This window comes from Acidobacteriota bacterium, from assembly GCA_020349885.1.
Classification (GTDB): Bacteria; Acidobacteriota.
This window is the reverse complement of sequence record CP070701.1, coordinates 689,782-716,369: the sequence shown is the minus strand read 5'-3', so window position 1 is coordinate 716,369 and position 26,588 is coordinate 689,782. Positions and strand designations below refer to the sequence as shown.

Below are 26,588 nucleotides of genomic sequence, written 5' to 3'. Positions count from 1 at the left end.
GAAATGGTCTACCGCAAGGAGGTGGAGCGCCTGCTGCGCGTCTGTCCGAAGTGCAACTTCCATTCCCAGCTCTCCGCGCACGAGCGCCTCGCCCTTCTCTGCGACGAGGGCACGTACGAGGAGTTCGACGCGGGGATCGCCCCGACCGACCCGCTCGGCTTCGAGGACACGAAGCCCTACAAGAAGCGCCTCGACGATTACCAGAAGCGCACGGAGGCGCTCGACGCCGCGGTGAACGCGAAAGGGTACATCGAGGGCATCGAGACCGTTTTTTGCGTGATGGAGTACGCCTTCATGGGCGGAAGCATGGGCTCGGTCGTGGGCGAGAAGGTGACGCGCGCCGCCGAGCGGGCGCTCGGAGAAAATTTCCCCCTCGTCGTCGTGAGCACCTCCGGCGGAGCGCGCATGCAGGAGGGCGCGCTTTCCCTCGTGCAGATGGCGAAAATCTCGTCCGCCCTGGGCCGCCTCCACGAGGCCCGCCTTCCCTACATCTCGGTCCTGACCCACCCGACCACGGGCGGCGTGACGGCGTCGTTCGCGATGCTCGGGGACCTCAACATCGCCGAGCCGAAGGCGCTCATCGGCTTCGCCGGGCCGCGCGTGATCGAGCAGACGATCAAGAAAGAGCTCCCGCCGGACTTCCAGCGCTCCGAGTTCCTGCTCGAGCACGGCATGCTCGACATGGTGGTCGAGCGCAAGGATCTCAAAGCGACGCTCGCGCGCTGCCTGAGGGCCTTACTCAAGCGAAGCGGCACAGAGGCCGCCGCGCCCGCAGATACCTAAGGGGGGGCCGCGCTCGCGGCGGCGCTCGCGGCCCGCTTGGCCCCCGAGACGCGCTGGAGGGACTGCAAGAGCACCCGCCCCGGGCCCTCGAGCTCCGTCATGAAAACCCCCTCGCGCCCGAAGAGCATCTTGACGCATCCGCCCACGCCCCGGATGCGGTAATCCACCGTGTCGGCGAAGGCGGCGAGGTTGCCGGTGCTCACCCGAATTTTCTCGCCCGCCGAAAGGCGCATGTCGAGAAAATCGCCCGCGCCGTGCACGAAGACGAGTCCCTTCCCGGAAATCTCCTGCAGAAAAAGCCCCGCGCCGCCGAAGAACGCGGCCCCGACGCGCTGCGCAACGGTCACGCCGATGTGGACGTCGCCCACGGCGGCCATAAAGGCACCGCGCGTTGCGAGCATGGCGCCTTCACTCAAATCCCACACGGCGATCTTTCCCGGGTGCTTCGCCCCGAGCACGGCGCGCGCCCCGTCGCGGCGGGACTCGACGAAAGTGAGCGTAACGCCCTCGCCCGCAAAGCTGCGCTTGAGCGCCCCGCCCACGCCGCCGGGCACCTTCAGGCGCCACTCCATGCCCTCATCGAGGCTCACGATGGAGCCGTTCGCGGCCCAAGCCGTCTCGCCCTCGTCGAGGGCGAGGTGCAGAGTCTGCGCGATTACGCCTTCAATCTCGTGGTGCACAGGAAGCGGTCTTCACAAGCGGCTCTCAAGGTCGTCGAGAATCACGTCCAGCGCGTGCCTCGATATCTTGTGTCCCTTGTGGGAATCGTCCAGGTACACGTCGAACCTCCCTTTTCCCAGCTGGGCAACGGTCCTTTGCACCTCCTTTTCGTACGTCAGATAACCGTCTCCCGCGAGGCAAACGTTGTCGTACTTGTTGAGCACCTGGAGCTGGCGGCGGCCCTCGCCGTACGAGCCCAGCACATAGAGCTCAAGGTAGTTCGCCGCTCGATAAAGGTCCGGCAGGAATTGTTCGTACTCCCCCGTGCATGTGACGTGCGACATATAGAGGGGCAGGGAGCCCGCCACGGGGTAGCTTTTGGAAACTCTCGGATCCAGGGCCGCATACAGCGTCGCCGTCCAGCCGCCCCCGGAAATGCCCACCACCGCAACCGAGCGGAAATCCAGATTCTTTTCCGCGTAGTTCAGAACGGCCGCGACCGGCTCGACAAAAAATTTAATGGGTGAAAAATTTTCCGACTCCAAAAACCTCAGGTAATTGTGCATCGACAACAGGAGCCTTCCGAACGACGGAAAATCCACTTTGGGGCGGCTGTTCATCCCCATCAAGGGCATGGAAAACGCCATCACGGAATACCCCTCGTCCAGGAAAAATTGGATGGCGCCCTTTCCCAAAACGAAATCACCCCCGTGCCCCTCATGGTAAATCACAAGCCTGCGGTTACTCCGGGCGGGGCGGAAATGGTAAACCACCGAATCGATGCCGTGCTCCATGGAGACAACGATTTTGTCGATTCTTTCCAGGTTGGCGAGGGCGGAATACTTATCGTCCTCGACGCCCTCCTCCACGCCGTCGGGCAGCCTTGCGTAAGGGAAACCATCGTCTTTCCAAACGTAGCGAACGAGTTCGTCCCTCTTTTCCGTAACGTCGCTCTCGTCTTCTATGGAAATCAACGAGCGGACGTCGGTTTCCTTGTAGAAGGAGTGGAATTTATCGTACCGATCGTACTGCCTCAAGACATACTGCCTGTAGCATGTCTCCAGCCACGGGTAGGGAGGGAGCCTTCGGGCACCCAGCATGAGTCCATAGATAAAACTCAGCGCCAACAACGCTACAAGCAAAGCGGCCAGGCAATGGTTCTTATATCTCATGAGTTTCACAGCCGGGAATCCTCACACGATGAAAGCTCGCGGCCCGCTCATTCTTCCATGAGTCCCCGGGCCGTTTGCGCCGGGCGCCCGTGTTCCACGCCAAGTTCCCCGAGGGGTCGATGAATCCAGCCTTCCACGTCAGCCATTCCAGCCTCGACTATAGCGCACACCGCCTTACGGGCTCAACTTCTTTCCCGAACCTTTTGCAAAAGCCCCGTCCGCCGCCCCGCCCTCTCCTCGGCATGCCGGCAAGGACGACGACCCTGGCACTCCCTCGGCCATCCTCTATGGGAAGGAAGCAGCCTCAACGGAGGTAACCGTGCGATTTGAGTATCTCGATTTCCTGAGGTGACAGATCCTGGGTTGAAATGGGTTCGCCCGGTGGCTCGAAAGCGGGGCGGTATCGGCTGGTTTGCTTCAACCAAGCCGTGAGCGCCGTTCGGAGACGGTGCGCCGTTTCGGGATGTTGATCGATCACGTCGACTTGCTCGTCGGGATCGAGTGTCAGATGGTACACACGGGAGCGATACGAGCGAAGCGCGTAATCCATCGTTCGGGGCCAATCGAACATGCTCAAAAAACGCAGCCCGGCGACCGCATCGGCAAATCGAAACCACAGAAGGGGCTCCATGACCAGTTTCCACTCCAACGTCCGGGCCGCGTACTGCGTGTGCCGGGTGGCGCGCGCTCCTTCAATCCATACAACGGGGACGTCGGGAGAAGACGTCTTTCCTTGAAGCAGAGGCCATAAATTGCGCCCATCCAGGTGGGGCGCGGGGGCCAACCCCGCACCGGCGTAAAGCGTTGGGGCAATATCCACCGTGGAGACCAGATGTTCCATACGCCGCGGTCCGGACAACGTTGCGTAACGAAAGAACAAAGGAACACGGGCACAGGCATCGTAACAGTCGTAACCGTGGTCAAACACCGGCCGATGCTCGTCCATGGTTTCACCATGATCGGCCGTGAACACCACGAGCGCTTGAGGTTGGGTTTCGAGGTAGTCGAAAAGGGGGGCCATCTGGCTGTCGAGATAGCGAATCTCGCCATCGTAGAGCGCTTGCCAACGATGGGGGTTGGATGCAAGATCTTCCGGGACCGATTCCCAAAGGGCGTGGCCCAGGAGGCGTTGCTTTTGCCCTTCGGAAAGTTTCAAAGGGGTGTACGGAGCATCCACAAAGAACATGGTGTCGTAGGGTGCAGGCGGAGTGTAGGGATCGTGGGGCTCCATGAAATGCAGCCAGACGAAGCACGGCCCCGACTGCTCCTTCATGAATCGCAAGGCCTGGGTCACAATCCGCCGGGCCTCGTCGTAGGAGGTAGCCAGCAACGCCTCGTCGAACTTCACGAAACGTTGAAAGCCCTGGGAAAATTTGTACGAAGGGTGATACAGCAGGATGTTCGACACAAAGGCTCCCGTGCAAAAGCCGGCCCCCTGAAATTTTTCCGCCATCGTCACGGCCCAATCCGCAAGGTGTTGCCCGTTGGTAAACACGTGATGGCGGCGGGGATAGACGCCGGTCAAAATCGAGGCGACCGCCGGTGCGGTGAGCGTTTTTGGGGTAACGGCATTCTCGAAGATCACGCCGCGATGAAAGAAACGGTCCACGTTCGGGCTGGTGTTATGAGGATAGCCGTAGAGGGAAAGGTGGTCGCGGCGCAGAGTGTCCACCGTGATAAGAACCACGAGGAACGGAGCCCCCTCCGGGAGAAGTTTTTCCGCAGACGACGGTGCGGGGAACGCCAGCTCGCCGGGAGGCAGGACGACGAAAGCATGGCGAGAATAGAACAGGAGCGGCGCCATAAGGAGCAGGCCTGCCATAGCCACGTCGTAGCGGCGGGCATGCTTTATAAAAAGCAAGGGGAATTTTCCAAGCAGCCATCGCGCAACCCCCAGAACGGCCGCGCCCCCGGCCAAAGCGATTCCCGCTACCAGCACCGCCTGCCAGCTTATCCCCAGACCGGCCCTCCAAAGCAGCGGAGCCAGCATCCCGAAGCCATAGGCGGACGCGCCCATTCCCAGCGCCGCGGAGCACAAACGACGCTCCCACACCGTCCATCCCCGCCGCGAGAAGCGAGGGCAGACGATGCCGTGAAGCAACACGCCTACGAGAAATCCGACGACGCCCCCCGCCAGTCCCATCATGCATGCCCATAGGACGGTCCATCCCAGCATGCCCGCCCAGCCGCTCCACGGCAGGAACTCGTAAAAAGCCAAAAGCAAGCCGCTTTCCAGGAGGCTGATTAACAGGGCGAGGAAGAGGAACAAATAGACGATTTGGCGCGGTGTGCTTCTCATCATCAAGAATCGATTCGAAGCAAAAACGAAAGATCGGCCGCCGGCAGAGAACGGGTGAGCGCGCCGACAAACCTCAGCGCCGAGAACGCTATGACTGAAATGAGGCAGTAGGTTTTACATCCGTCGTTATTCACGGCTGGCTCTGGCTACTCCCACGTTCCCAATCGAGAGACCACGGCCCGCACGGCGCACTCGAAAAGGCGCTCGCCGTGCTCGGCGGAGGCGAGGTTCGGATCGGCCTTGCCATAGAGGCCCGTCGGCGAAAGTTTCCTCGCCATCCCGCTGTTGACGAAGACACCCTCCCCTTCGAGGCCGCCGACGGGCACGTTCTCGGCGAACTTCACGCGGGGTTTGACGAACATCGTGACGGAAACCTCGCTGGGGGTGCCGTGGGTGCCTTCCTTCTCGCCGAAGAGCTCTTGAATAAGGTCGGCGACCTCGGAAAGCTGCCACCAGCAGTAGAGCTGCACGCGCAGGTCCGGGATCTCATTGCATATCTCCGAAAGACTGCACTGCATGGGAGCGGTGTTTCCGCCGTGGCCGTTCAGGACGAAGATTCTTTTAAGACCGTGGTGGTGGAGGCTGCGCAGCACGTCCTTCATCATCGCGTGGTAGGTCGAAGGGCGAAGGCTCACCGTGCCGGGAAACGCCATGTGGTGCTCCGCCATGCCGTAGGCGACGACGGGAGCGCACAGAACCCCGGCGCGGCGGGCGGCCTCCGTGGCAATCGCGTCGGGGCAGACGGCGTCCGTGCCGATGAGGCCGCGCGGGCCGTGCTGCTCGGTGCTTCCGATGGGCAGCACCACGCGGTCGTCGCGCTCGAGATACTTTTCGACCTCCTGCCAGCGAAGCTCGTCAAGACGCATGTTTTCTCCCTATCTCAACGAATCGCCCGCTACTTCCACTCCACCTCGACGCGCTTCACGCCGTCGCGCGAATCGTAGAGAACGTAGCCGTTCTCGACGCCGAAGCGCCACACGCGATGCGTAATCTCCACGTCCTTTCTGCAATACTGCTCCACCAGGTCGAGGCGACCTTCCTTAACCCACTGCAGGCTCTGCAAGCCGTCGCCGCTCTTTCCGGCGTGCAGCGTGGCGCCCGCAACGGCGTTCAGGGAGAGCCGGTGGTTCAGCCTGCGCTTGAGGTCGAGAAGAAGATCGAGGTTGCGCGTCTTCGACAAATCCGCGTCCGTGCAGCCGCGCAGGACGCCGTAGTCGAAGTGGACGTGGTTAAAGCCCACGACGCGCTCCGAGGCGAGGAGCGTCTCGGCGAGCGCGTCCGCTTCGTGCTCGTGGAACGTCTCGTACGCGTCCTGGGCGGTATAGTACACGACCGCCAGGGCCATCCCCATTTTCGAGAGGTTCTCCCAGCCGCCGACCTCCTGGGCCGAGCGCAGCGTCTCCAGGTCGAACACCACCGGCCCGGCCGGCTCGCCGGGGCGCCACCTCGTTTTCCTCGCGTGCTCAAAGAGCGTCTCCGCGTCCGGCATGGCGCCTACGCCGCGCCCCCTTTCTTAAGCTTCGCCATGGTCTGAAGAAGAACGTGCGCCTTCGTGTAGGTGAGGTCGCTCTTGGGAATTTTCGAAAGCGCCGCGCGGGCGTGGACGTAGTCGCGCGCCTTGAAATACAGCTCGCCTGCGCGCAGCCAATTTTGGAGCTTCTCCTGACAGCGTGCGGCGTCGGCGTAGAGGTGCGCACCCTCGAACACCTCGGCGGCCTTGGTATGGTCACCCGCTTTTTCAAAAGCGGAGCCCATCCTGGAATACGCCTTTGCTTTGTAGTAACTATGCGCCGCCTCCTTGAAAAGGCCGCCCTGCTCGTAACACTCGCCCGCCCGCTCCAGGTTGCCGTTTGCCTCGCAAACGCGCGCCGCGGCGGAGGCGTCTTCCGCCTTCATGAAAACCTCGGCCACCTTGAGGTAGGTCTGGCCGTCGCGGGGAATTTGATCGATGATTTCGGAAGCCACATCCGACGTGGCGTGCTGGCAAAGGGCCGCGGCGCGTTCCAGGTGCTCGCCTTGAATCAGGGCAAAGACGGCTGCGCCCAAGCTGTGGCTCTCGGTGTAAAGCGCCGCGGCGTGCTCCAGATGGCCGTCTTGCTCAAGGATGTCCGCAACGGCGCGCTGCTCGTAGAGGTCGGGAACCTCCCTCATAATTTCCTCCACCGGAACCGCGGCGTAGGCCGAGGCGGCGTCGGCATAGCACTTGGCTTTCTCAAAAAGCCGGGCGGCCCGTAAGTGTTTGCCCGCCTCGAAGTAAATCTTGGCCGCCCGCTCGCCGTGGTCCATTCGCTCGTAAAGCGCGGCGGCGCGCAGGGGTTCGCCGGCGCTGAGCCACTCTGACGCGGCGTTTGCGAAATCCCTCAGCGTCTCGAAAAGCTCCGCCGCCTGGCGGTGGAATCCCCCTTTGCGGCAGTACGAAATGGCGCGTGCCGTCTGCCCCGCCTCCATGAGAACCTGGACGGCCTTCTGGGTATCGCCCGCCTTCTCGTACATATAGGCCGCCTTGTCCACCATGCGAAGCTTGTGGTAGAGGCCGGCGGCCTCGGTGTATTGCTTGGCCAGCTCGAGCTCAAGCGCTTTCTTGCGTAAGAACGTTTCCTCTGACATCGCAGTCCGACCTTCCTTTTTTCCCTCGCGCATGATACTTGCGGAGCGTTTCGCCGTCAAACGAGCGAATCGCGTCTCCCAAAATCTTACCGGAGGAAGTATCGTATTGTTCTATAAGAATCTTACCGAAAATTTTCCAGAAGCGGCGCACGGACTTGACTTGCGCTTCCACTTCTGCTATGCTTTTCGCGCAAGAAATAAGGTTACACTTGCTCCCTAAAACGACCCTCTAATCCCTCAATTCGCAAATTATAGATGGCAACCGCGAGCGTGTATAAGAATTTCGTCGGCGGCCGATGGGAGGCCTCGGCGACGGGCAAGACGTTCGAGAATCGCAACCCCGCGAACACCGGCGAGGTGGTGGGGCTGTTTCAGCGCTCGAACGCCGACGATGCTGACCGCGCCGTGCAGGCGGCCAAGGCGGCGTTCAAGACGTGGCGGCTCGTCCCCGCACCGAAGCGCGCCGAGATTCTCTTTCGCGCCGGCCAGCTTCTGATCGAGCGAAAGGAGAGCTACGCCCGGGAGATGACGCGCGAGATGGGAAAGCCCCTTCCCGAAACCCGTGGAGACGTGCAGGAGGCCATCGACATGCTCTTCTACACGGCGGGCGAGGGGCGGCGCATGTTCGGCCATACGACCCCCTCGGAGCTTGAGAACAAATTCCAAATGAGCGTACGCCAGCCCGTCGGCGTATGCGCGCTCATCACGCCATGGAATTTTCCCATGGCCATCCCTTCGTGGAAGATAGTCCCGGCGCTCGTTTGCGGCAACACGGCCGTCATCAAGCCCGCGACCGACACGCCGCTTTCCGTCTTCCACCTTGTTCAGACGCTCGTGGACGCGGGGCTTCCGGAGGGCGTCATGAACGTCGTGGCCGGCACGGGAAAGGACGTCGGCGAGCCGCTCGTGACCCATCCCGACGTTGACCTTGTTTCCTTCACCGGCTCCACCGACACGGGGCGGCGCATCACGAAGCTCTGCGCGCCCACCATCAAGAAGCATTCCCTCGAAATGGGCGGCAAGAATCCGATCATCGTGATGGACGACGCCGACCTGGAGCTTGCCCTCGACGGCTCCATCTGGAGCGCGTTCGGCACGACAGGGCAGCGCTGCACGGCGGCGAGCCGCATCATCATGCACGAAGCGGTTGCGGACTCGTTTACCGAACAGTTCGTCGAGCGCGCCAAGCGCCTGCGCCTCGGCGACGGCCTCCGCGAGGATACGGACGTGGGGCCGCTCATCAACGAGGCGCAGCTCAAGAAGGTGCACCAGTACGTCAAGATCGGCCAGGACGAGGGCGCCGAGCTTCTCTGCGGCGGCACGCAGGTCAAGGAGGGCGACCTGGCGAAGGGGCTCTTCTACGCGCCCACCGTCTTCGCGGGGGTGAAGCCGTCGATGCAAATCGCGCAGGAGGAGATTTTCGGCCCCGTGCTCTCCCTCATTAAAGTAGGCTCGCTCGAGGAGGCCGTCGACGTCGCGAACGACGTGGCCTACGGGCTGTCCGCGTCCGTGTTCACCCCGGACGTGAGCCGGGCGATGGTGGCCGTGCGCGACCTCTACACGGGCATCGTCTACGTCAACGCGGGCACCATCGGCGCCGAGGTGCACCTTCCCTTCGGCGGCACCAAGGGCACCGGAAACGGACACCGGGAGGCCGGGGAAGCGGCGCTCGACATTTTCTCCGAGTGGAAGGCCGTTTACGTGGACTACAGCGGCCGCCTCCAGCGCGCCCAGATTGACAACGCACCCACCCAGTAGCGCCATGAGAAGAGAGCCGGCAGCAACCCGTGGCCCAACGCCGCCGAGGGAGGCATGGGCGCCGGAGGACAAGGTTGCGCCTTAGAAAGTTTCCGTCATGAAAGAGCGCCTGCTCGACTTTCTCGCCTGCCCCGATTGCGGCGCGTCGTTCGCGTGCCGGCCTTCCCGAAGCGAGGACGCGGAAATTCTGGAAGGCCGTCTTACATGCCAGGGTTGCGGCGCGTCCAATCCCATCAAAGACGGCGTTCCGCGCTTCGTCAAAAGGGAAGAGCTTCCGAGGACGGAGGCGGCCACGGCCCGAAAATTCGGCGTACAGTGGAGCCTCTACCGGTGGGAAGCATCGCCGGATCAGGAAAGGCAATTTCGGGATTGGATCCAGCCCACGACCCCCGGTGATTTTCAAGGAAGAGTCGTCCTCGACGGTGGCTGCGGCCAGGGACGCCACATGACGCTTGCGCTCCGCTACGGAGCCCGCGAGGTTGTGGGAGTCGACATAAGCAACGCCGTGAACGCGGCCTTTGCGCGGCTGCGGCGCTTTCCGAACGCCCACGTGGTGCAGGCGGACCTTTCCCGGCTTCCGCTCCGGCCGGCGTTCGATTACGTCTACACCATCGGCGTCCTTCACCACATGGACGAGCCCCAGCAAGGTTTCCAGGGGCTTGTGCGAGCCCTGAAGCCCACCGGAAGCCTGCTGGCCTGGGTCTACGGGAGGGAAAACAACGGCTGGGTGGTGTGGTTGGTTAATCCTCTTCGCATTCTGCTTACGTCGCGCATGCCTATCTGGTTCCTTAAAGTCGTGAGTTTCTTCCTCACGCTTGTTCTCCATCCCGTCCTCAAAGGAATCTACCTTCCCCTGAAGCGGGGAGCACCGGCGTTGTGGCGCCTGCTTTTCTATCGTGACTACTTGACCTACATCGCCAGCTTCCAGTTTCGAGAAATCTACCTCATTGTCTTTGACCACCTCAACGCTCCCGTTGCCCATTATGTCGCCAGGGAAGAATTCGAGCGCTGGTTCAAAGAAGCAAAACTCACAGCAGTGCAGATTGCGTGGCACAACCGCAACTCGTGGCGCGGCTTTGCCATGCACCCCGACGCACAAAGACTGACTTCGTAGAGAAAGAGGATACCTATATGATCGTCGGCGTTCCCAAAGAGGTTAAGGACCAGGAATACCGCGTCAGCGTGGTGCCCGCCGGCGTGCGGACGCTCACCGAGCGCGGGCACAAGGCGCTCGTGCAGAAGGGTGCCGGAGAGGGAAGCGGCATCGCCGACGAGGAATACCTCGCGGCGGGCGCGGAAATCGTGAACAAGCCGCAGGAAATCTTCCATCGCTCGGACATGATCGTGAAGGTCAAGGAACCGATAGAGCCCGAATGGGAGCTCCTGCAGGACGAGCAGATTCTTTTCACCTACCTCCACCTCGCCCCGCAGCGCGAGCTCACCAAGGCGCTTCTTCGGAAGAAAATCGCGGCGATCGCGTACGAGACGGTGGCCGAGAACGGAACCCTCCCCCTCCTCATCCCCATGAGCGAGATTGCGGGGCGAATGAGCATCCAGGTCGGGGCCCAGTACCTGGAAAAGGAGCGGGGCGGGCGCGGCGTCCTCCTGGGCGGCGTCCCGGGCGTCTACCCCGGACGGGTCGCCATCCTGGGCGGCGGCACGGTGGGCCTCAACGCCGCGAAAATGGCCATCGGAATCGGCGCCACCGTGACGGTGCTCGAGGTGGACCACGTTCCCATGCGCTACATAGACGACATTTTCGGCGGGCGCGTCTACACGCTTTACTCGAACGAGCTCAACGTCTCCCGCACCATCGCCGAGGCGGACGTGGTCGTCGGCGCGGTGCTGATTCCAGGGGCCTCGGCGCCCCGCCTCATCACGCGCGCCATGCTCCAGGGGATGAAGCGGGGCTCCGTCCTGGTGGACGTCGCCGTGGACCAGGGAGGCTGCGCCGAAACGACGCGCCCGACGACGCACACCGACCCCGTGTACGAGGTGGACGGCGTCATCCACTACATGGTCGCCAACATGCCGGGCGCCGTGCCGCGCACCTCGACCTTCGCCCTCACGAACGCCACCATCCGCTACGTCACGCTCCTTGCGGACAAGGGCGTCCGCGGGGCGCTGGAGGCCTCGCCCGCCCTGCGTGCGGGTCTCAACCTCTACGGCGGCCGCATCACCTACCGCGCCGTCGCCGAAAGCCAGGGCGAGAATTTCTCGAGCGTCGAGGAGGCGCTGGGGTAGGTAGCGGCCCGTCGGCCGGTTGCGCCGCCCGGGCGTGTTGTGGTAAACTTCAAAACAAGGTAAAGATATGCCGAAACGCGCGACACGCACCCGAAGTAAAGCATCCAAGAAGAAGCGCCTTCCGAAACGCTCGCCGCAAATCCGGAGCAAAGCATCTAAAAAGAGCCTTCCGCGAAGTGGCAGACGCCCGGGGCTTGAATACCACATCGAGAGGGACCCGAAGACGGATAAGGAGTTCATTCGCGTTCCCTTCAGGGGAACCCCGCTTCTCTACAACCCGTTTTACAACAAGGGCAGCACCTTCGACCTGGAGGAGCGCCTTAACCTGGGGCTCCAGGGCCTGCTTCCACCCACGGTGAGCACCCCCGACGTCCAGGAAAAGCGCGCGTACGAGAACTACCGGAGCCACAAGACCCCGCTCGATCGCTACGTGTACCTCATGGCGCTCCACGAGCGCGACCAGGTTCTCTTCTACCGCCTGCTGGTTCATAACCTCGAGGAGATGATGCCCATCGTCTATACGCCGACCGTGGGGCTGGCATGCCAGCGCTACAGCCGAATCTTCCGCCGCCCCTACGGGCTTTACATCACCCCGAAAGACATGGGACGGATGGAGCGCGTGCTCTCGCACGCGCCTTTTGACAACGTTGACGTGATCGTCGTGACCGACAACGAGCGCATACTGGGGCTCGGGGACCTGGGCGTAGGGGGCATGGGCATCCCCATAGGAAAGCTCGCGCTCTACACGGCGGCGGCCGGCATCCATCCCACGCGATGCCTGCCCATCGATCTCGACGTGGGCACGAACAACGAGGAACTCCTGGAGGACCCGCTCTACCTGGGGGTGCGGCGCCGACGGCTGCGCGGCGAGGACTACTACCACTTCGTCGGCGAGTTCGTGAAGGCCGTGCGCAAGGTGTTTCCCAAGACCATCCTGCAGTGGGAGGATTTCAAGAAGGAGATCGCCTTCAACCTTCTCGAAACGTACCGCGACAAGATACTCTCGTTCAACGACGACATTCAGGGCACGGGAGGGGTGGTGCTCGGAGGAGTGCTTGCGGCCATGAAGCTCAAGGGGGAGTCCCTCAAGAAGCAGCGGTTCTTCCTGAGCGGCGCGGGCGCCTCGGCGGCGGGCATCTCGCGTATGCTGACCCTGGCCATGCGCCGGGAGGGCTTGTCGGAGAGAGAGGCTCACCGCCGCATTTTCCTGGCCGACAGCCACGGCCTGCTCGTCAAGGAGCGCGCCCATATCGAGCATTACAAGAAGGCCTTCGCCCATTCCGCCGCGTTCCTTGCTAAGGAGGGCGTCACCGACCCCGAGCACACGCAGCTCGCCGAGGCGGTCAGGGCGCTCCGCCCCACGGTTCTCATCGGGCTTTCCGGCACCCAGGGGATTTTCACGCGCGAGGTCGTCGAGGCCGTGGCCTCAAGCTGCGAGCACCCCCTGGTGATGCCGCTCTCGAACCCGACGAGCAAGGCCGAATGCACGCCGGAGGAGATTTACGCCTGGGCGAAGGGGCGCGCCGTCGTGGCCACGGGCAGCCCGTTTCCGCCGGTCGTCTACGAGGGGAAAACATACCCCGTCTCCCAGGGCAACAACGTGTTCGTCTTTCCGGGCGTCGGCCTGGGCGTCATCGCCGCCGAGGCGAGGAAGATACCGGACGAGCTTTTCGTCGCGGCCGGCTACGCGCTGGCCGGGACGGTCTCGAAGGAGCGCTTCGCCCTCAACTGCATCTACCCCGACGTGAGCGAGATTCGCGGGGTTTCCCGCACGGTGGCCCTGGCCGTCGCGAAGGAGGCCGTGCGGCTCCGCGTGGCCCCGAAGCGGGGAAGCGACGAGCTCGCCGCGCGCTTGGACGACGCGATATGGTATCCGCATTTCACCGAATACCGCTACGAGCCCGAATAGAAAGACTTCCCGCTTAAAATAGGCTCTGCCGCAAAGGCCGCGCCTCTCCCTTCTCCTCTCATCTTACCCCGGCTCGTCGCGGGCTTGTCCGCCCTAACGCCTCCTGCGTGCACCGGTCGCGTGAGCCGCCTGTGATACCATACGCTCCATGACGAGTGTCCCCGTCCTACTCGACCTGGTCGTCGTGCTCGCCCTGGCGGTCCTTCTGGGCGCCCTGCTCGAGCACTTTCGGCAGAGCGCCATCGTGGGCTATCTGGCGGCGGGGGTCTTGCTCGGTCCGGGGGGATTCCACGTCGTGCGAAGCCTCGAAACCGTGCACATCCTCTCGGAGATTGGATTGGCCCTCCTGCTTTTCACGATCGGCCTCGAGTTCTCTTGGAGGCGACTTCAGCGGCTCGGGTCCGTCGCGGCGGGCGGAGGCGCGCTTCAGATCCTGCTCACAGCGCTCCTCTTCGCGCTGGTCGGAAAGAGCCTGGGCCTCGGCGGACGCGAGGCCGTTGCGATGGGGGCCGTCCTGTCCCTGAGCAGCACGGCCGTCGTGCTCCGCGCCCTGAGCGACCGGGCCGAAATCGACAGCGTCCACGGCCGCAGCGCCCTCGGGATTCTGCTTCTCCAAGATATAGCGGTCGTTCCACTCGGACTCATGATGGCGTTCCTGGGGGAAAAGGGAACGATCGGTTCGGCGTCCGTGGCGCTCACGGCGGCCTTAGCCGCGGGGGCCGTGCTGTTCGGCGTCATGGCGCTGGTGAGCCGTTTCGTTCTTCCGCGGCTGCTCGTGGCGTCGTCCGGCGCGCGCAACCGCGAGATCGCCATCGTCCTCGCGGCGGTCGTGTGCCTGGGAGCCATGTGGAGCTCCCAGGCCGCGGGGCTTTCCCTGACCCTCGGAGCGTTCATCGGAGGCATGCTCCTTGCCGAGTCGCCCTTTGCCGAGCAAATCCGCGCCGATGTCGAGCCTCTTCGCGCCGTCTTCGTAACGGTGTTCTTCGTCTCGATAGGCATGCAGGTTGACGTGCAATGGTTCGTCGGGCATCTCGCGCAGGTGGCGGGCGTCGTCTTCGCGGTCGTCGTGGGCAAGGCCGTCGTAACGACGCTCGTCGTGCGCTTGTTTCAATCCTCGTGGAAGGAGGCCTCGGCGACGGGAGTCACCCTGGCGCAGATTGGGGAATTCTCATTCGTGCTCGCCGTGATCGCCGTGGGGCACGGCGTCGTAGGGCCCGAGCGCTTCCGGCTCTTTGTTTCGGCGGTCCCAGTGACCCTGCTGCTGACGCCCTATCTCGTGGCCATGGCTCCCGCCCTGGCGGAAGGAGTCGAGCGCAGGCTGCACGCGTGGGGCATTGCCCCGGCGCAAGGCGGCGGGGAAGGGGAAACGGAGCGGGAACTCGAGGGACACGTCATCGTCGTCGGCTTCGGCCCGGCCGGAGAGAGCGTGGCCCACGCGCTCAAGGCTCTGGGAACAACCGTGCTCGTCGTGGACCTTAATCCTCAAAGCATCGCCGCCGCGCGCGCGGACGGATTCCTCGCGAAGGTCGGAGACGCTGCGCGCGGAGAAATTCTTCAAAGCTCCCGCATTGAGAGCGCCCAGGCCCTCGTCGTTACCGCGCCCGATCCCCGCGCCGCCCGGCTCGTGATCGCCCAAGGCCGAAAGATGGCGCCCGAGGTGCCCATCGTTGCGCGCGGCCGATTCCATCGCTACGCCGATGACCTGAGGCACGCCGGTGCCTCGGTCGTCGTGGACGAGGAGAGCCTCGTCGGGGAGCACCTCGGCCATGAGATTTTGAAGGAGATCCGGCTTCCCGCCGACGCGGCGGACGCCGCGACCGACGCCCTCCACGGCGAGGAGAGCGATTCGGTTTCCTAAATTTCGCGCCCCCTCCTCCCAAGTAGCAGGCAGGCGGTGTGGTACATCGAAAAAATCTCGAGGGCGAAGGGGCCGTAGCCCAGGAAGCCCGTAAGGGGCATCTCGAAGACGTATAGGGCCGGAAGCCCCAGGCTCTCCGTCGTGAGGGGCACCGAGTAGCGCCACTGGCCGGCGGCCCCGTAGTTCCAGATCTCCCACAGAAAGCCGCACGCGTAGCCGCCCCACAGCCACGCGAAGAGCCGCTCGCACTTTCCCTCCTCCAGGTCGCGCAGCAGGGACGGGCGCTCGAAGATGTAGTTCACGGGCTCGAGGAGAAAGACAAAACCGAGCAGGACGAGGCCGAAGAGATATGGCGAGGGGAAAAGCGCCGGGACGACGAGCATCACGGCGCCCGCGGCCATCGAGCCGTAGAGAATTGATTCCGTGACCCGGACGGGCCGCAGCGTGCGGGGCCGCGCCCAGCCCACGGCCTTCATAAATTCGGCGGTCAGGAAAAGCGCGGGCAGTACGGTCGAGAACGAGGCGGCATGCCACGCGAAGCGGAGGGCGGTGTCCTCCGGGGCGCCCGCGTAGGCCCAGTTGCGGAGCAGGAGGTTGTAGGCCTCGAAGACGAGCCAGAGCGCCACAGAGAGCGGCGCCATCCAGACGAGTGCGGGCGGGGCGCCGCGGAGCAGGGAGCAGCCGCGCAGGCGCAGGAGGACGGAGTCGAGGAAAAGCAAGAATCCCCAACCCATGAGGGGCCGGTACCACGTCGCGGCGGGCTCGACGCCGAGCGCCGCAAGCGCGGTGGACGCCGCCATGATGATGATTCCCACGAGTCCGTGCGGCGCGAGCGCCCGACCGAGCCGCCTCAGCGTCTCGGGCAGGAGGGGCGGGAAAGAATCGTCGTTCACTTGGACGCCGGCTGCTGCTGCGGACTCCCGGTTTGGTCGGAAGGATGGGGCGGCATCGGCGGCTGCCCCGGGGCGCCGAACCCGGCGCTCCGCGCGTAGAGCTCCTCCTTAAAGTCCTCGAACGGGTGCATGCCGTCGAATACGTAGCGGCGCCCCTTGCGGTTGAGCACGAAGAGCGTGCGCCTGCCGTGCGGGACGATCTGCGCCACGTCCTTCCACTCAAGCTCCGTCCGGCGGCCGAGGCCGAGCGCTTCGAGGAATCGGTTTCGCTGGACGAGGCGCTCGTCGTCGAGAACGACGAGGTCGCCGAAGTTGCTCACGTTCGCGACGACGCTGAGAAGGAAGAAAACGCTCACCAGCACGACGGAAGGCAGGGGCCTCGCGGGAAGGGGAAACGCGAGCAGGGCGACGAGCGCCGCCCCGAGCACGGCGAGGCTCGCCGCGCTCAGGAAGCGCGTCCACGGCGCGATGCGAAAAACTTTCGCCTCCGTCTCCTCCATGGCTTACTGTCTATCCGGGCGGCCAGCGGAAGCTGCGGCCCCCGAGCACGTGCGCGTGGATGTGAAAGACGCTCTGGCCGGCGCCGCTTTGGCAGTTCACGGCGAGCCGGTAGCCCGATTCGCCGTGCCCCGCATCCTGGGCCATCTTCGAGGCGACGCGCACGACGCGCCCCACGAGGGCCTCGTGGCGTTCCTCGACATCGTTCAGCGTGGGAATGTGTTCCTTCGGCACGACCAGCACGTGAGTGGGCGCCTGCGGGTTGATGTCCCGGAAGGCGTAAACCTGCTCGTCCTCGTAGACCTTCTTGGACGGAATTTCTCCCTTCACGATTTTGCAAAACAGGCAATCGCTTGACATGAGAATCTCCTTGAGATACCGGATGGCTAATCTGACGTTGATCAGGGACGTTGCCTCGTGCGCTCTGCGCTCTCCACGAAAATGGAGCGGAAGACGGGACTTGAACCCGCGACCCCGACCTTGGCAAGGTCGTGCTCTACCAACTGAGCTACTTCCGCCCGACCTCCTTTTATATCCGAAGCGGAAAGGATTTGCAAGCTCCCGCTTAACAAATGCCTGATGTTTGATAATTGATGACTGACGTGCCTCATTGAGGGATTCCGGGGCGGGCTCTTGTAACTTTCCCGGCGGACTCTTACAATACGAGCCGGTTCCCCATGGGTGTAAGTTGCGATGCTACTGGGTGAAAGCAGGCTTTTCGAAGTTTTGCGCCGCGCCCTCGAGGAGGCGCCCGGCGACGCGAAGGAGGCGCTCTTTATCGGCTCCGAGCAGGGGCTCACGCGCTACGCCGAGTCATGCATCCACCAGAACATGCTCGTCCGGGACCGGCTCGTCTCGTTCCGCATCGCCGCGGGGAAGCGCATCGGGACGGCCTCCACGAGCTCTCTCGAGGAAGAGGATTTGCGCCGCACCGCGCAGTCGGCGTTCGAGGCGGCGCGGCACCAGCCGGAGATTCCGCACTTCGAGGGATTCCCCGCGCCGTCCCCCGTGCGGAGGGTGAAAAGCCACTTCGCCCCGACGGCCCGGACCAACGCGCGCGCGCGCGCCAGGGCCGTCAAGGGCGTCTTCGACCGGGCGCGGAAGTCCGGCGTGCGCATCGCGGGGTCGTTCGCGACGGCGGAAAGCGAGGTGGCGGTCTTGAACTCGAACGGCCTCGCCCGCCACCAGCCGTTCACCTCGGCGGCGATGACCGTCTTCGCCCTGTCGGACTCGGTCTCGGGCTACGCCGACGCGTACTCCTGCGACGTGCGCGCCGTCGAGCCCGCCGCCCTCGCCGAGCGGGCCATAGAGAAGTGCCTCCGCGGGAGGAACCCGAAGGAGATTCCGCCAGGGCGCTACGACGTGGTGCTCGAGCCCACGGCGGTGAGCGAGGTCATGGAATGGTTCTCCTTCACGGCGTTCAACCCCAAGGCTTACGACGACGGCATGAGCTTCCTCGAAGGCCGCAAGGGCAAGCGCGTCATGGGCGAGAACGTCACCATTTACGACGACGGCCTCGAGCGCGGCGGGCTTCCCATGCCGTTCGACTACGAGGGCTCGCCCAAGAGGAAGGTCACGTTCGTGCGCCGCGGCCGTGGCCGCGACATCGTCTGCGACTCGCTCTACGGCGCGAAATTAGGGCGCCCGAGCACGGGGCACGCCCTTCCGCCCGGCGACCCCGACCGCGCCATGCCCCTCAACCTCTTCATGGAGGCGGGCGACTCCACCGAGGAAGAGATGCTCCTGGCGCTCGACCGCGGCGTCTGGGTCACGAAGTTTCACTACCTGAACGGCTACCTCGAACCCAAGCAGGCCGTCATGACGGGGATGACGCGCGACGGTGCGTTCTGGGTCGAGGGCGGAAAGATTCAATCTGGCATCGCGAACATGCGCTTCACGCAGGGCATGCTCGAAGCGTTCTCGAACATCGAAAGGATTTCCAAGAAACGCCGCCCCATCAAAACCTGGTGGAGCGACGTCGGGGCCAACACCGTGCCCGCGCTTCTCATAAGAAACTTCGCGTTCACGGGCCGGCAGGAAACATCCTCAAAAACGCCTGATGCTTAACCCTTAATGATTAACGCGGTGCAACGGTAAGGAGATTCTTTTCATGGAAGGACACCTGCAAGCGGTCGGCTTTCTCTACAAGACGCTCGGTATCATCTGGCTCGCCCTGACCGTGTTGATCGGCGGCGTGGTAGCCGTCGTTCTGCTGTTCTTTGGAAGCGCTCTCGCGCTCGCGTGCGCGGGCGAGGCCTGCCCCATCGCCGCGGACGTGCCCCTGGGCCTCATGGCCGTGATCCTCACGGTCGTCGCCGTCTTCTTCGCCGCATACTCCGTTGCGGCGATCACGGCGGGCATCGCCTTCCCGAAGCGCCGCCCCTGGGCGCGTCCCCTCGTCGTAGTGCTTTCCATCGTGACGCTGTTCCTGAACATTCCCTTCGGGCTCGCCATCGGCATCTACAGCCTGTGGGTGTGTTTTTCCCAGAAGACGGCGAAGCTTTTTGAGGAGGCTTCTTCATAACGGCACGAGAGCAGGCGCGTTCGCCAAGGAGGGGCCGTGACCCTTAGGCGCGCCCTGGAGCTTGGGCTCGGGTGGGGCTTCATCCTTCTCGGCGTCGCGGGAGTCTTCCTGCCGGTTCTCCAGGGCATTCTCTTCATCCTGGTAGGCCTTTATTTCATCTCCCGCCACTCGCCCTTGGCCGCAAAAATCTTTGAAAAGCTCAAGGCTCGGTTTCCGAAGCTGGCGAAAAAAATGGAGCGGAGGAGGAGGGCGAAAAAGTAACCGGCGCTCCTACATCCTCTCCGGCACCTCGATCCCCAGAAGCGCAAGCACCCGCGTCATGCGGCGCTCGAACAGACTCGCAAGCGCGAGGCGCTGCCCTCGAATCGCCTCGTCCTTCTCCTGAAGGACGGGATTCACGTGGTAAAAGGAATTCCAGTGCTGCGCGAGCGTGAAGGCGTAGCGGGCAAAGACGGAAGGCTCCTCGCTGCGCACGGCCTGCCCGACCGCGTCTTCCAGGCGTGACATGGTAAGAAGCAGCTGCCACGCCGTGTCGTCGAGGAGCCACCCTTGTGTTCCGTCGAGCGCCGCTTCCGCCTCCGCTCGAATCTCGTCGGGCGTCTTGCCCCACGCCTCGGCGCATTTTTGAAAAATATTCTTCACGCGCACGGCGCTGTACTGGAGATAGGGGCCCGTTTCCCCCTCGAACTGCACCGCCTCGTCGATGTCGAACGCGACGACCTTGTTTCGCGTGAAGCGCAGCATGAAGTAACGCAGCGCGGCGACGGCGATCCGCCATGCCGTCTTCGCCACTTCGTCGTCCGTGAAGCCGGGGTTGCGCTTTCCAACTTCCACGGCGGCTTTGTCACGGAGTTTTTCGAGAAGGTCTTTCGCCTTGATGCCGATTCCGCGGCGGCCGCTCATCTCAACGTAGGGTTTCTTCCTTTCCTCGTCCGTCAGCCTGAAGCCGAGCTCCTCGGCGGTGCGCGGCGTGAGCGCCACCATCTCGTAGGAGAAGTGGACGGAGTTGTCGGCCGATTTTCCAAAGCCGGCTACACGCAAGGACTCGGCCACTATTTTTTGAAGATACTCCTGCCGCACGTCGATGACGTTGTAGACCTTCGCCGCTTTTCCGAACGACGGCGCGCCTTTGGGCGAAGCCTTGGGCGGCGAGGCTGTCCGCCAGAGTTTTTCCTGATGGAGCCCCTCGAAATCGCCGAACGGCCCGTAGGGGAACTCCACGCCGCCGATTCCGAACTTCCACATCTGGTAGGCGATGTCCTTGGCGACGTAGGTCGCGGTGCCGTCGGAGCGGACGAGGATTTTATCGGGATCGTCGAGGTGCTTGAAGGCGGGACTTTTCCGCAGGGGCACGACCCAGCAGCCCTCGTTCTCGCCTTCTCTTTCCAAAATAATTTTCCCGCTGGCCTTCAGCGCCTCGAAGGAGCGCTCCCAGAGCTCGTTGCGGAGAATGTCGCTTTCCCAGACGAGGAGGTCGTAGCGGATGTTGAGGGATTCCATCAAGGATAGATGGGAGCGGGCGATTTCGTGAGTGATATACGAAGCGTAGAAAGTCTCCGGCTCGGCTCCTTCTTCGAGAGCCTTCAGAGCTGATTTCCGAAGACCGGCCCAGTCTTCGGGATATTCGGCGGGTCGCTCCCTGCCTTCTCCGGCCTCGAACGCGGATTCCGGATTTGCTTTCGCGTAAAGGACCCAGCAGTAATCATCGAGGTCAGGAATTTTCTTAACCTCTTCAAGGGACTTCTTTTCGTAATGGATGAAGCCGTTTACGACGTCGGCAACCTGCACGCCCAGGTCGTCAATCAGATTCTGCACCTCGACCTTCTCGCCCGAGGCCCCGAGAAGCCGCACCCAGGTGTCGCCGAGGACGGCGTTCCGCAGGTGCCCCACGTGCGCGGCCTTGTTCGGGTTGATGGCCGTGTGCTCGACGATGATTTTTCCGGCGCGTGCTGCCGGCTTGGTGGGATGCGCCACCGAATCGTGCAGCGCCCTGAGCGCCGCACCACGCTCCAGGAAAATGTTGAGATAGCCTTTCCCCGCCGCCTCGACCCGGGAAACACCCTCGACGGAAGCGACGACGGAAGAAAGCTCTTCCGCGATCGCCTTGGGTGGCTTTTTGAGAATCTTGGCGAGCGGGAACGTCGTAACCGCGATGTCGCCGAGGTCGAGCGAGGGCGGATGCTCGAATTGAAGCACGGAAGGATCGAATTGGACACCTTCCCTTGAGAGATGATCGGCGATCGCCGTCCGGATTTTTTTGCGAACGATAAGAATCATTTCCTATGCGCTCCCTGGTCCTCGTTCCGGAGCTCGGGCGGAAGGTGCGAGACGTCGTTCCACGTCTCGCACAGGTAGCCCATCTCGTGCGGGCGGAAGACGTTGACGCAGGCGTTCGACTGGAAGAAGCGCCACACGTGCGTTATGTCCACCTCGAAGAAGTAGCCCATTATGCTCTTGTTCACGCCGCCGTGGCCAACGATAAGCACCCTGTCTTCGTCGGCGTGGCGCGCGAGGAGTTTCTTCATGAAGCCGCGCACGCGCTCGTAGAGGTCCATGCGCGACTCGCCCTGCGGAAGCCGAAGGTTCGGGTCATCGCGCCACATCTTCACCCAGCGGCGGTCTTCGCCGAGGTCCTCGTAGGTTTTGCCCTCGAAGATTCCGCACTTGACCTCCCGAAGCGCCCCGTCCTGGACGACGTCGAGCTTCGGGTGGCGCGAGGCCAGCGCGCGCGCCGTGTCGAGCGCCCGCGAGAGCGGGCTCGAGTAAACGGTTGAGAGCGGGGTTTTCGAGAAGCGCTCCGCGAGGCACTCGGCCTGCCTCTGGCCGCGCTCCGAGAGCGGAATGTCAACGGAGCCCTGGATGCGGTTTTCGTGGTTCCACTTCGTCTCGCCGTGCCTCACGACATAGAGGAAAGGCCTGCCCATAGGGAAGTATAGCATGCGACATGGCGCAGGCCGCTTGGAACGGAGACGAACCGCAAACGCCGGCGAGACAGTGAGGCGGGGGGTCAGACGACCTCGCCTCGCCGTCCCTTAGAAATGCTGCTGGATGCGCTCGTGGATGACCTCGCCCATGCCGCGGTCGCCGACTCTTCCGGCGCGCACGCGAACCTGCGTGGAGTTCTCCGTGAGGCGCTTGAGCTTTACGACCACGGGAGCGCCGTTCGCGCGCCGGGCCTTGAAGCGGGCTTTCAGGGCGTCTTTCCTCGGGGAGATGTTGCGCAGCTCGAGGCTCAGAAGCGCCTCGTGCGTGGCCGTCGCGCAATGTTCGAGGCTGTAGCTGTAGTCGCGCGCCACATCGCCCCGAATGTAATAGTATCCGCCGGCCCCCGCTCCCGCGGCGACCGCCACCATGCATCCGAGCGAGCCCAACAGACTCGCGAACGCCAACCCGGCCAGGATGTGTTTCACGCGCATAGAAATGAACTCCTTTTGTTTGCCTGTTTCAAATCGGCTGCTACGTAGGCACGTAGCCTACCAAGCCCGCAGCGCAAAGTCAAGGCGCTGCCTGCGCGGCAAACCGCTCCCCGGTCGGGCCGTATGGCGGGTCCGCCTGCGAGGCATGTGGTAAAATAGCGGATGCACTTCCCTCGGCTTTGCTCGGGACAAGCCTTGGTCTCGCGCCGCCTCGTGCTGTTCGTTTCGTTTCTTTCGTGGGCGGCAGGCGTGGCGCTTCCACAGGAGGCGGTTTCGCCGGACCCGACTCCCGTCGCGCCGGTGGAAGCCGAGAGCGCTTCCCTCTATCTTGCCGCCGGGGGGCGCGTGCACCCGATAAGCGCCGTGCGCCTTGGAGAAACAATCTACGCGTCCCTCGACGACGCCGCCCCGCACCTGGGCCTTGCCATCGAGGCGAAAGAAAAGGGCCTTGTTGTGCGCTCCGAAAAAAGCTACCTCGCGTTTTCGGAGGATTTCTCCGCGGCGCTCGTGGGCTCTCACTTGTACTCGGTGCGGCCTGTGCCGGTGCAGGCGGGAGAGCGGTTGTACGTGCCGCTTGCGTTTTTGAGGAAGCACCTGCCGCAACTGGTCGAGGCCCCGTTCGCCTTCCACGAGGATACACCCAGCATTGAAATGCGGACGCTCGCCTGCCGCCTCCGCCTGGAAGATTCCGGCGGAGAAGGCGCTCCCTCCAAGCGCTGGGTGCTCTCGTTTGAAGAGCGGCCCGCGTTCACGACGACGTTTTCGAAACAAAGCGCCGCCCTCTTCTTCGAAGGGACGCGCTTCAGGATGGCGTTTCCCAAGGATCTTCCCTCCGGCCTGGAGTTCCGCCACGAGTCCCTGCCCATGGGTGATCGCCTCGTGTGGCAGTGGGGCGAGGACAAGGTGTGGGAAGGTTACGTGGAAGCCCGGGGCGAGAAGGAAATCGTGCTCACGCTGGAGCCGGGGGGCGCAGTGCGCGCCGCCTCCGCACGCACCGGGCCGCGCCAGATCCAGGTCGTGATCCTCGATCCCGGTCACGGAGGCGAAGCGGCGGGCGCCGTCGGAAAGGGCGGCCTCCGGGAAAAAGATATCGTTCTCCGGGTCGCCCTCGAGGCACGGGACCTGCTCGCGGCCAAAGGGCTCGAGGTTTATCTCACGCGCGAAGTGGACGCGGACATGCCCCTGATGGAGCGCGCGGAGTTCGCAAACGCCAAGCGCGGCGACGTGTTCGTCAGCATCCACGCGAACGCCTCCCTCCGCCCGACCACCGTGGGGGCGGAGACGTTCTTTATGAGTTACGAGGCGCTCGACGACGAGTCGCGGCAGCTTTCGCTTCTTGAGAACCAGGGCATAATCGTCCCCTCCGGCCGGGGCGCGGCGCCCGCACCGGACCCGCTTGAAGTGATTCTGTGGCATATGGCGCAGGCCCAGTACCTTGACCAAAGCAGCCGACTCGCCGAGGAGATCCAGGCCCGCCTCAACGCCCATCTGGGCACCCCGAACCGCGGGGTCAAGCAGGCGCCGTTTGCCGTGCTGATGGGCACGGCGATGCCGGCCGTGCTGGTGGAGGTCGGCTTCCTGAGCAACCCGGAGGAGGAGCACCTGCTCAAGCGCGACGGGCACCGGCAAAAGATTGCCCGCGCCCTTGCCGAGAGCATTCTCGCGTTCAAACGCGGCTGGGACGCCCGCACCGCCGCCGCCCCGAAGGCTCGCCCGCATTCGGACTTGCCCCGGCCCGACCGGGACTGGCGTTGATGTTCCGCCGCCGCCGCGCGCTCGCAGCCCTGGTAATGTTGGTGGTGGGACTCTTGTTCGTGTCGCACCGCGTCGGCCGCCTCGTGGTGCTGTACGGGCTTCGCAAGGCTTCCCCGGGTGCCGTCGAGGCCGACCTGCCCGGCGAGGTGGAAGTCTCCTCCGGGGCGATGGCCTCGCCCGCGAAGCGCACCGTAAAGCTGTTTTTTGAGGACGCCCAAAGCGGAGCCTGGGCCGTGGAGGAACGTACCGTTGTGCAGACGGCCTCGGAGGCCTCCCAGGCCAAGCAGGCGCTCGCGGAGCTTTTCCTCGGCCCCCGCCGAAAAGGCCACGCGCCGTCCTGCCCGCCGGGGGCGCGCCTCGAGGAATTAATTCTATCACCGGACGGAACCGCCTACGTGGACCTCTCCTCCGATTTTGTCCCCCGCGGCAGGCTGGGGGGAAGCGAGGTCGAACACCACGCCGTCTTTGCCGTGGTCCACACGCTTACGGTCAATTTTCCAGAAATCCGCCGCGTGCGCTTCCTTATCCAGGGGCAGCCGATGGAGCACCTGGGCGGCCATCTGTACATGGGCAGCGCCTTCCGCAGCGCCGAAAGCGAAGAGGATATTCCCCCGCACCCGGGGGGTATCGGCGGGGAGGCCGGCCTGCCCGCCGAGGCGGAGCCCCCGGCAAGCGACGCGAAAAACAGCTAGAATCCTTCTTTACGTTATGACACGGTCGACTCCGCCCAGGCTTCGCAAAGCTTCGCCCCGGCAGGCAAAGCGCGCATCCGCCAATCCTTCGCGTTCATCCCGTCGCAGCCGTGAGGCGAAGACGGATCGGCCCATCGGGCTCTTCGACAGCGGCCTCGGAGGCCTCACGGTGCTCAAGGCGCTTCGAAAATTTCTTCCCCGCGAGCGCACCCTCTACTTCGGCGACACGGCGCGCGTTCCCTACGGCACGAAGTCGCCCGAAACGGTGCGCCGCTACGCCGTGGAAGTGGCGCGGTTCCTCGACGCGCAGGGCATCAAAGCGCTCGTCGTGGCCTGCAACACCGCCTCGAGCGTCGCCCTTCGGGAGGTTCGCCGCGCCGTGAGCGTTCCCGTGGTGGGCGTCCTCGAGCCGGGCGTCGAGGCGGCGCTTCGAGCGACGCGCACCGGGCGCATCGGCATCGTGGGCACGGCGGCCACCGTGGAAAGCCGCGCCTACGAGCGCGCGCTCCGGCGCCGCCGTCCCGGCGTTCGCTGCGTCGCGCGCGCCTGCCCGCTCTTTGTGCCCTTGGCCGAGGAAGGCTGGGGCACGCGGGCCGTGACGCGCGCCGTCGCCGGCGAGTATCTGGCTCCTCTCAAGCGGGCGCGCGTGGACACGCTCATCCTCGGATGCACGCACTACCCGCTTCTGAGAAGCACCGTCGCCCGCGTGATGGGAAAGGGAGTGGTGCTCGTCGATTCGGCCTCGACGACCGCCAAGGCCGTGCGTGCGCTCCTCGCCGCACGCGGCCTTTCCAGCGGCGGCCAGCGTCAAAGCCCGGCCCAAGCGCGCTATTTCGTGAGTGACGACCCGCGGCACTTCCGCCGTCTAGCGGAGCGGTTCCTCGGCCATGCAGTCCGCCGGGCGCGCCGCGTGGCGCTCCGGCCGTGAACCCGCAAAGGGCGGCCCGCCCTTACGGCTCCAGAACGTCGTATTTCGCCTCCACCTCGTACCTTGCTACGTAGCGGTAGGTCACGTTATGCACCATGACCTCGAAGTCCACCTCCTGCTGCGGCCTGAGCACCTTGATTTTGGGTTTGCCCCACGCGTCCCGCACGGTGCGGCCGCGGCGGTCGATGCAGCGGGCCTTGAGACGGATGTTCGTGATGGTGTCGGACGTGTTGTTGCGCAACTTCCCGCTCACGTACACATGGCCGTAGCTTTTCCTGCCGCGTATGTCGGTCACGATGACGCCCCAGCGTCCTTCGGCGGCTGACTCCTCAACGGGTGGCTCCTCGACGGGAGGCTCCTCAACGGGAGGCTCCTCGACGGGAGGCTCCTCTACGGGAGGCTCCTCAACGGGAGGCTCCTCGGCGGGGGGCTCCTCGGCGGGAGGCTCCTCAGCGGGAGGCTCCTCGGCGGGAGGCTCCTCGGCGGGGGGCTCCTCAGCGGGAGGCTCCTCGCCCGGAGGATCCAAGCAGTGACGATCCAACACTGGCGGCTCCGAAGAGGGGGGCTCCGAAGAGGTAGGCTCATCGGCGGG

Annotated in this window: 24 protein-coding genes, 1 tRNA gene and 1 pseudogene; 12 read left to right on the top strand and 14 right to left on the bottom strand. The window is 64.0% G+C overall.

Annotation, left to right across the window (positions count from 1 at the left end; genetic code table 11):
- Window positions 1-783, top strand: a 783-nt coding sequence (locus tag JSV08_03090; protein UCF81411.1) for an acetyl-CoA carboxylase carboxyltransferase subunit beta, incomplete at its 5' end; no start/stop codon positions are given.
- Here the strand turns inward: JSV08_03090 and JSV08_03085 are convergent.
- From JSV08_03085 to JSV08_03060, 6 genes are all read right to left on the bottom strand, one after another.
- Complete coding sequence (locus tag JSV08_03085; protein UCF81410.1) at window positions 780-1,463, bottom strand: TIGR00266 family protein; 684 nt, start codon at window positions 1,461-1,463, stop codon at window positions 780-782. The two genes, JSV08_03090 and JSV08_03085, sit on opposite strands and share 4 nt — an antisense overlap.
- Before the next feature lie 12 nt (window positions 1,464-1,475).
- Window positions 1,476-2,624, bottom strand: coding sequence for a hypothetical protein (locus tag JSV08_03080; GenBank protein UCF81409.1), 1,149 nt, complete (start codon window positions 2,622-2,624; stop codon window positions 1,476-1,478).
- Between the two features lie 295 nt (window positions 2,625-2,919).
- Window positions 2,920-4,632 carry a sulfatase gene (locus JSV08_03075; protein ID UCF81408.1) on the bottom strand — a complete coding sequence of 571 codons (1,713 nt, stop codon included), beginning with the start codon at window positions 4,630-4,632 and terminating at the stop codon, window positions 2,920-2,922.
- Window positions 4,633-5,060: 428 nt separating this feature from the next.
- A complete protein-coding gene (locus JSV08_03070; GenBank protein UCF81407.1) occupies window positions 5,061-5,780 on the bottom strand; it encodes a creatininase family protein in 720 nt (239 codons plus the stop codon).
- A 29-nt stretch (window positions 5,781-5,809) separates the two neighbouring features.
- Window positions 5,810-6,403: a DEAD/DEAH box helicase gene (locus JSV08_03065; protein ID UCF81406.1), complete on the bottom strand. Its 594-nt coding sequence runs from the start codon at window positions 6,401-6,403 to the stop codon at window positions 5,810-5,812.
- Between the two features lie 5 nt (window positions 6,404-6,408).
- A complete protein-coding gene (locus JSV08_03060) occupies window positions 6,409-7,521 on the bottom strand; it encodes a tetratricopeptide repeat protein (GenBank protein ID UCF81405.1) in 1,113 nt (370 codons plus the stop codon).
- A 255-nt stretch (window positions 7,522-7,776) separates the two neighbouring features.
- Between JSV08_03060 and JSV08_03055 the strand changes: the two genes are divergently transcribed.
- From JSV08_03055 to JSV08_03035, 5 genes are all read left to right on the top strand, one after another.
- The gene (locus JSV08_03055) at window positions 7,777-9,279 is read left to right on the top strand and encodes an aldehyde dehydrogenase family protein (GenBank protein UCF81404.1); all 1,503 of its coding nucleotides are present in this window, start codon (window positions 7,777-7,779) and stop codon (window positions 9,277-9,279) included.
- 97 nt (window positions 9,280-9,376) lie between these two features.
- A complete protein-coding gene (locus JSV08_03050; GenBank protein UCF81403.1) occupies window positions 9,377-10,393 on the top strand; it encodes a methyltransferase domain-containing protein in 1,017 nt (338 codons plus the stop codon).
- Between the two features lie 17 nt (window positions 10,394-10,410).
- On the top strand, window positions 10,411-11,523 hold the full coding sequence (ald, locus tag JSV08_03045) for an alanine dehydrogenase (protein UCF81402.1): 1,113 nt from the start codon (window positions 10,411-10,413) through the stop codon (window positions 11,521-11,523).
- A 67-nt stretch (window positions 11,524-11,590) separates the two neighbouring features.
- A complete protein-coding gene (locus tag JSV08_03040) occupies window positions 11,591-13,432 on the top strand; it encodes an NAD-dependent malic enzyme (protein ID UCF81401.1) in 1,842 nt (613 codons plus the stop codon).
- Between the two features lie 148 nt (window positions 13,433-13,580).
- A complete protein-coding gene (locus tag JSV08_03035; protein ID UCF81400.1) occupies window positions 13,581-15,290 on the top strand; it encodes a cation:proton antiporter in 1,710 nt (569 codons plus the stop codon).
- Here the strand turns inward: JSV08_03035 and JSV08_03030 are convergent.
- The 4 genes from JSV08_03030 to JSV08_03015 form a co-directional block, all read right to left on the bottom strand.
- Window positions 15,287-16,183 (bottom strand): hypothetical protein, encoded by an 897-nt coding sequence (locus tag JSV08_03030; GenBank protein ID UCF81399.1) that lies wholly within the window; start codon window positions 16,181-16,183, stop codon window positions 15,287-15,289. The two genes, JSV08_03035 and JSV08_03030, sit on opposite strands and share 4 nt — an antisense overlap.
- Entirely contained in the window at window positions 16,180-16,683 is a 504-nt protein-coding gene (locus tag JSV08_03025; protein ID UCF81398.1) for a hypothetical protein, read from the bottom strand. Before JSV08_03025 ends, JSV08_03030 begins: the two co-directional genes overlap by 4 nt.
- 10 nt (window positions 16,684-16,693) lie before the next feature.
- Window positions 16,694-17,041, bottom strand: a complete 348-nt coding sequence (locus tag JSV08_03020; GenBank protein UCF81397.1) for a histidine triad nucleotide-binding protein — start codon at window positions 17,039-17,041, stop codon at window positions 16,694-16,696.
- An 82-nt stretch (window positions 17,042-17,123) separates the two neighbouring features.
- Window positions 17,124-17,199 (bottom strand) — tRNA-Gly (locus tag JSV08_03015).
- A gap of 175 nt (window positions 17,200-17,374) precedes the next feature.
- Between JSV08_03015 and JSV08_03010 the strand changes: the two genes are divergently transcribed.
- From JSV08_03010 to JSV08_03000, 3 genes are read left to right on the top strand one after another with little or no spacing between them, the layout of a single operon-like run.
- Window positions 17,375-18,748 carry a TldD/PmbA family protein gene (locus JSV08_03010; protein UCF81396.1) on the top strand — a complete coding sequence of 458 codons (1,374 nt, stop codon included), beginning with the start codon at window positions 17,375-17,377 and terminating at the stop codon, window positions 18,746-18,748.
- 43 nt (window positions 18,749-18,791) lie between these two features.
- Window positions 18,792-19,205 (top strand): hypothetical protein, encoded by a 414-nt coding sequence (locus JSV08_03005; protein ID UCF81395.1) that lies wholly within the window; start codon window positions 18,792-18,794, stop codon window positions 19,203-19,205.
- 36 nt (window positions 19,206-19,241) lie between these two features.
- Window positions 19,242-19,466, top strand: a complete 225-nt coding sequence (locus tag JSV08_03000) for a hypothetical protein (GenBank protein UCF81394.1) — start codon at window positions 19,242-19,244, stop codon at window positions 19,464-19,466.
- 9 nt (window positions 19,467-19,475) lie between these two features.
- Here JSV08_03000 and argS read toward each other — a convergent pair whose 3' ends face one another.
- From argS to JSV08_02985, 3 genes are all read right to left on the bottom strand, one after another.
- Window positions 19,476-21,482 (bottom strand): arginine--tRNA ligase, encoded by a 2,007-nt coding sequence (gene argS, locus JSV08_02995; GenBank protein UCF81393.1) that lies wholly within the window; start codon window positions 21,480-21,482, stop codon window positions 19,476-19,478.
- Window positions 21,479-22,129, bottom strand: coding sequence for a histidine phosphatase family protein (locus tag JSV08_02990; GenBank protein ID UCF81392.1), 651 nt, complete (start codon window positions 22,127-22,129; stop codon window positions 21,479-21,481). Before JSV08_02990 ends, argS begins: the two co-directional genes overlap by 4 nt.
- A gap of 108 nt (window positions 22,130-22,237) precedes the next feature.
- The gene (locus JSV08_02985; GenBank protein UCF81391.1) at window positions 22,238-22,621 is read right to left on the bottom strand and encodes a DUF3568 family protein; all 384 of its coding nucleotides are present in this window, start codon (window positions 22,619-22,621) and stop codon (window positions 22,238-22,240) included.
- Between the two features lie 195 nt (window positions 22,622-22,816).
- Between JSV08_02985 and JSV08_02980 the strand changes: the two genes are divergently transcribed.
- From JSV08_02980 to JSV08_02970, 3 genes are read left to right on the top strand one after another with little or no spacing between them, the layout of a single operon-like run.
- On the top strand, window positions 22,817-24,376 hold the full coding sequence (locus tag JSV08_02980) for an N-acetylmuramoyl-L-alanine amidase (protein UCF81390.1): 1,560 nt from the start codon (window positions 22,817-22,819) through the stop codon (window positions 24,374-24,376).
- Window positions 24,376-25,068, top strand: a complete 693-nt coding sequence (locus JSV08_02975) for a GerMN domain-containing protein (GenBank protein UCF81389.1) — start codon at window positions 24,376-24,378, stop codon at window positions 25,066-25,068. Before JSV08_02980 ends, JSV08_02975 begins: the two co-directional genes overlap by 1 nt.
- A gap of 16 nt (window positions 25,069-25,084) precedes the next feature.
- Complete coding sequence (locus JSV08_02970; GenBank protein ID UCF81388.1) at window positions 25,085-25,996, top strand: glutamate racemase; 912 nt, start codon at window positions 25,085-25,087, stop codon at window positions 25,994-25,996.
- A 325-nt stretch (window positions 25,997-26,321) separates the two neighbouring features.
- Here JSV08_02970 and JSV08_02965 read toward each other — a convergent pair.
- Window positions 26,322-26,519, bottom strand: a pseudogene (locus JSV08_02965) (hypothetical protein).
- Window positions 26,520-26,588: the final 69 nt, after the last annotated feature.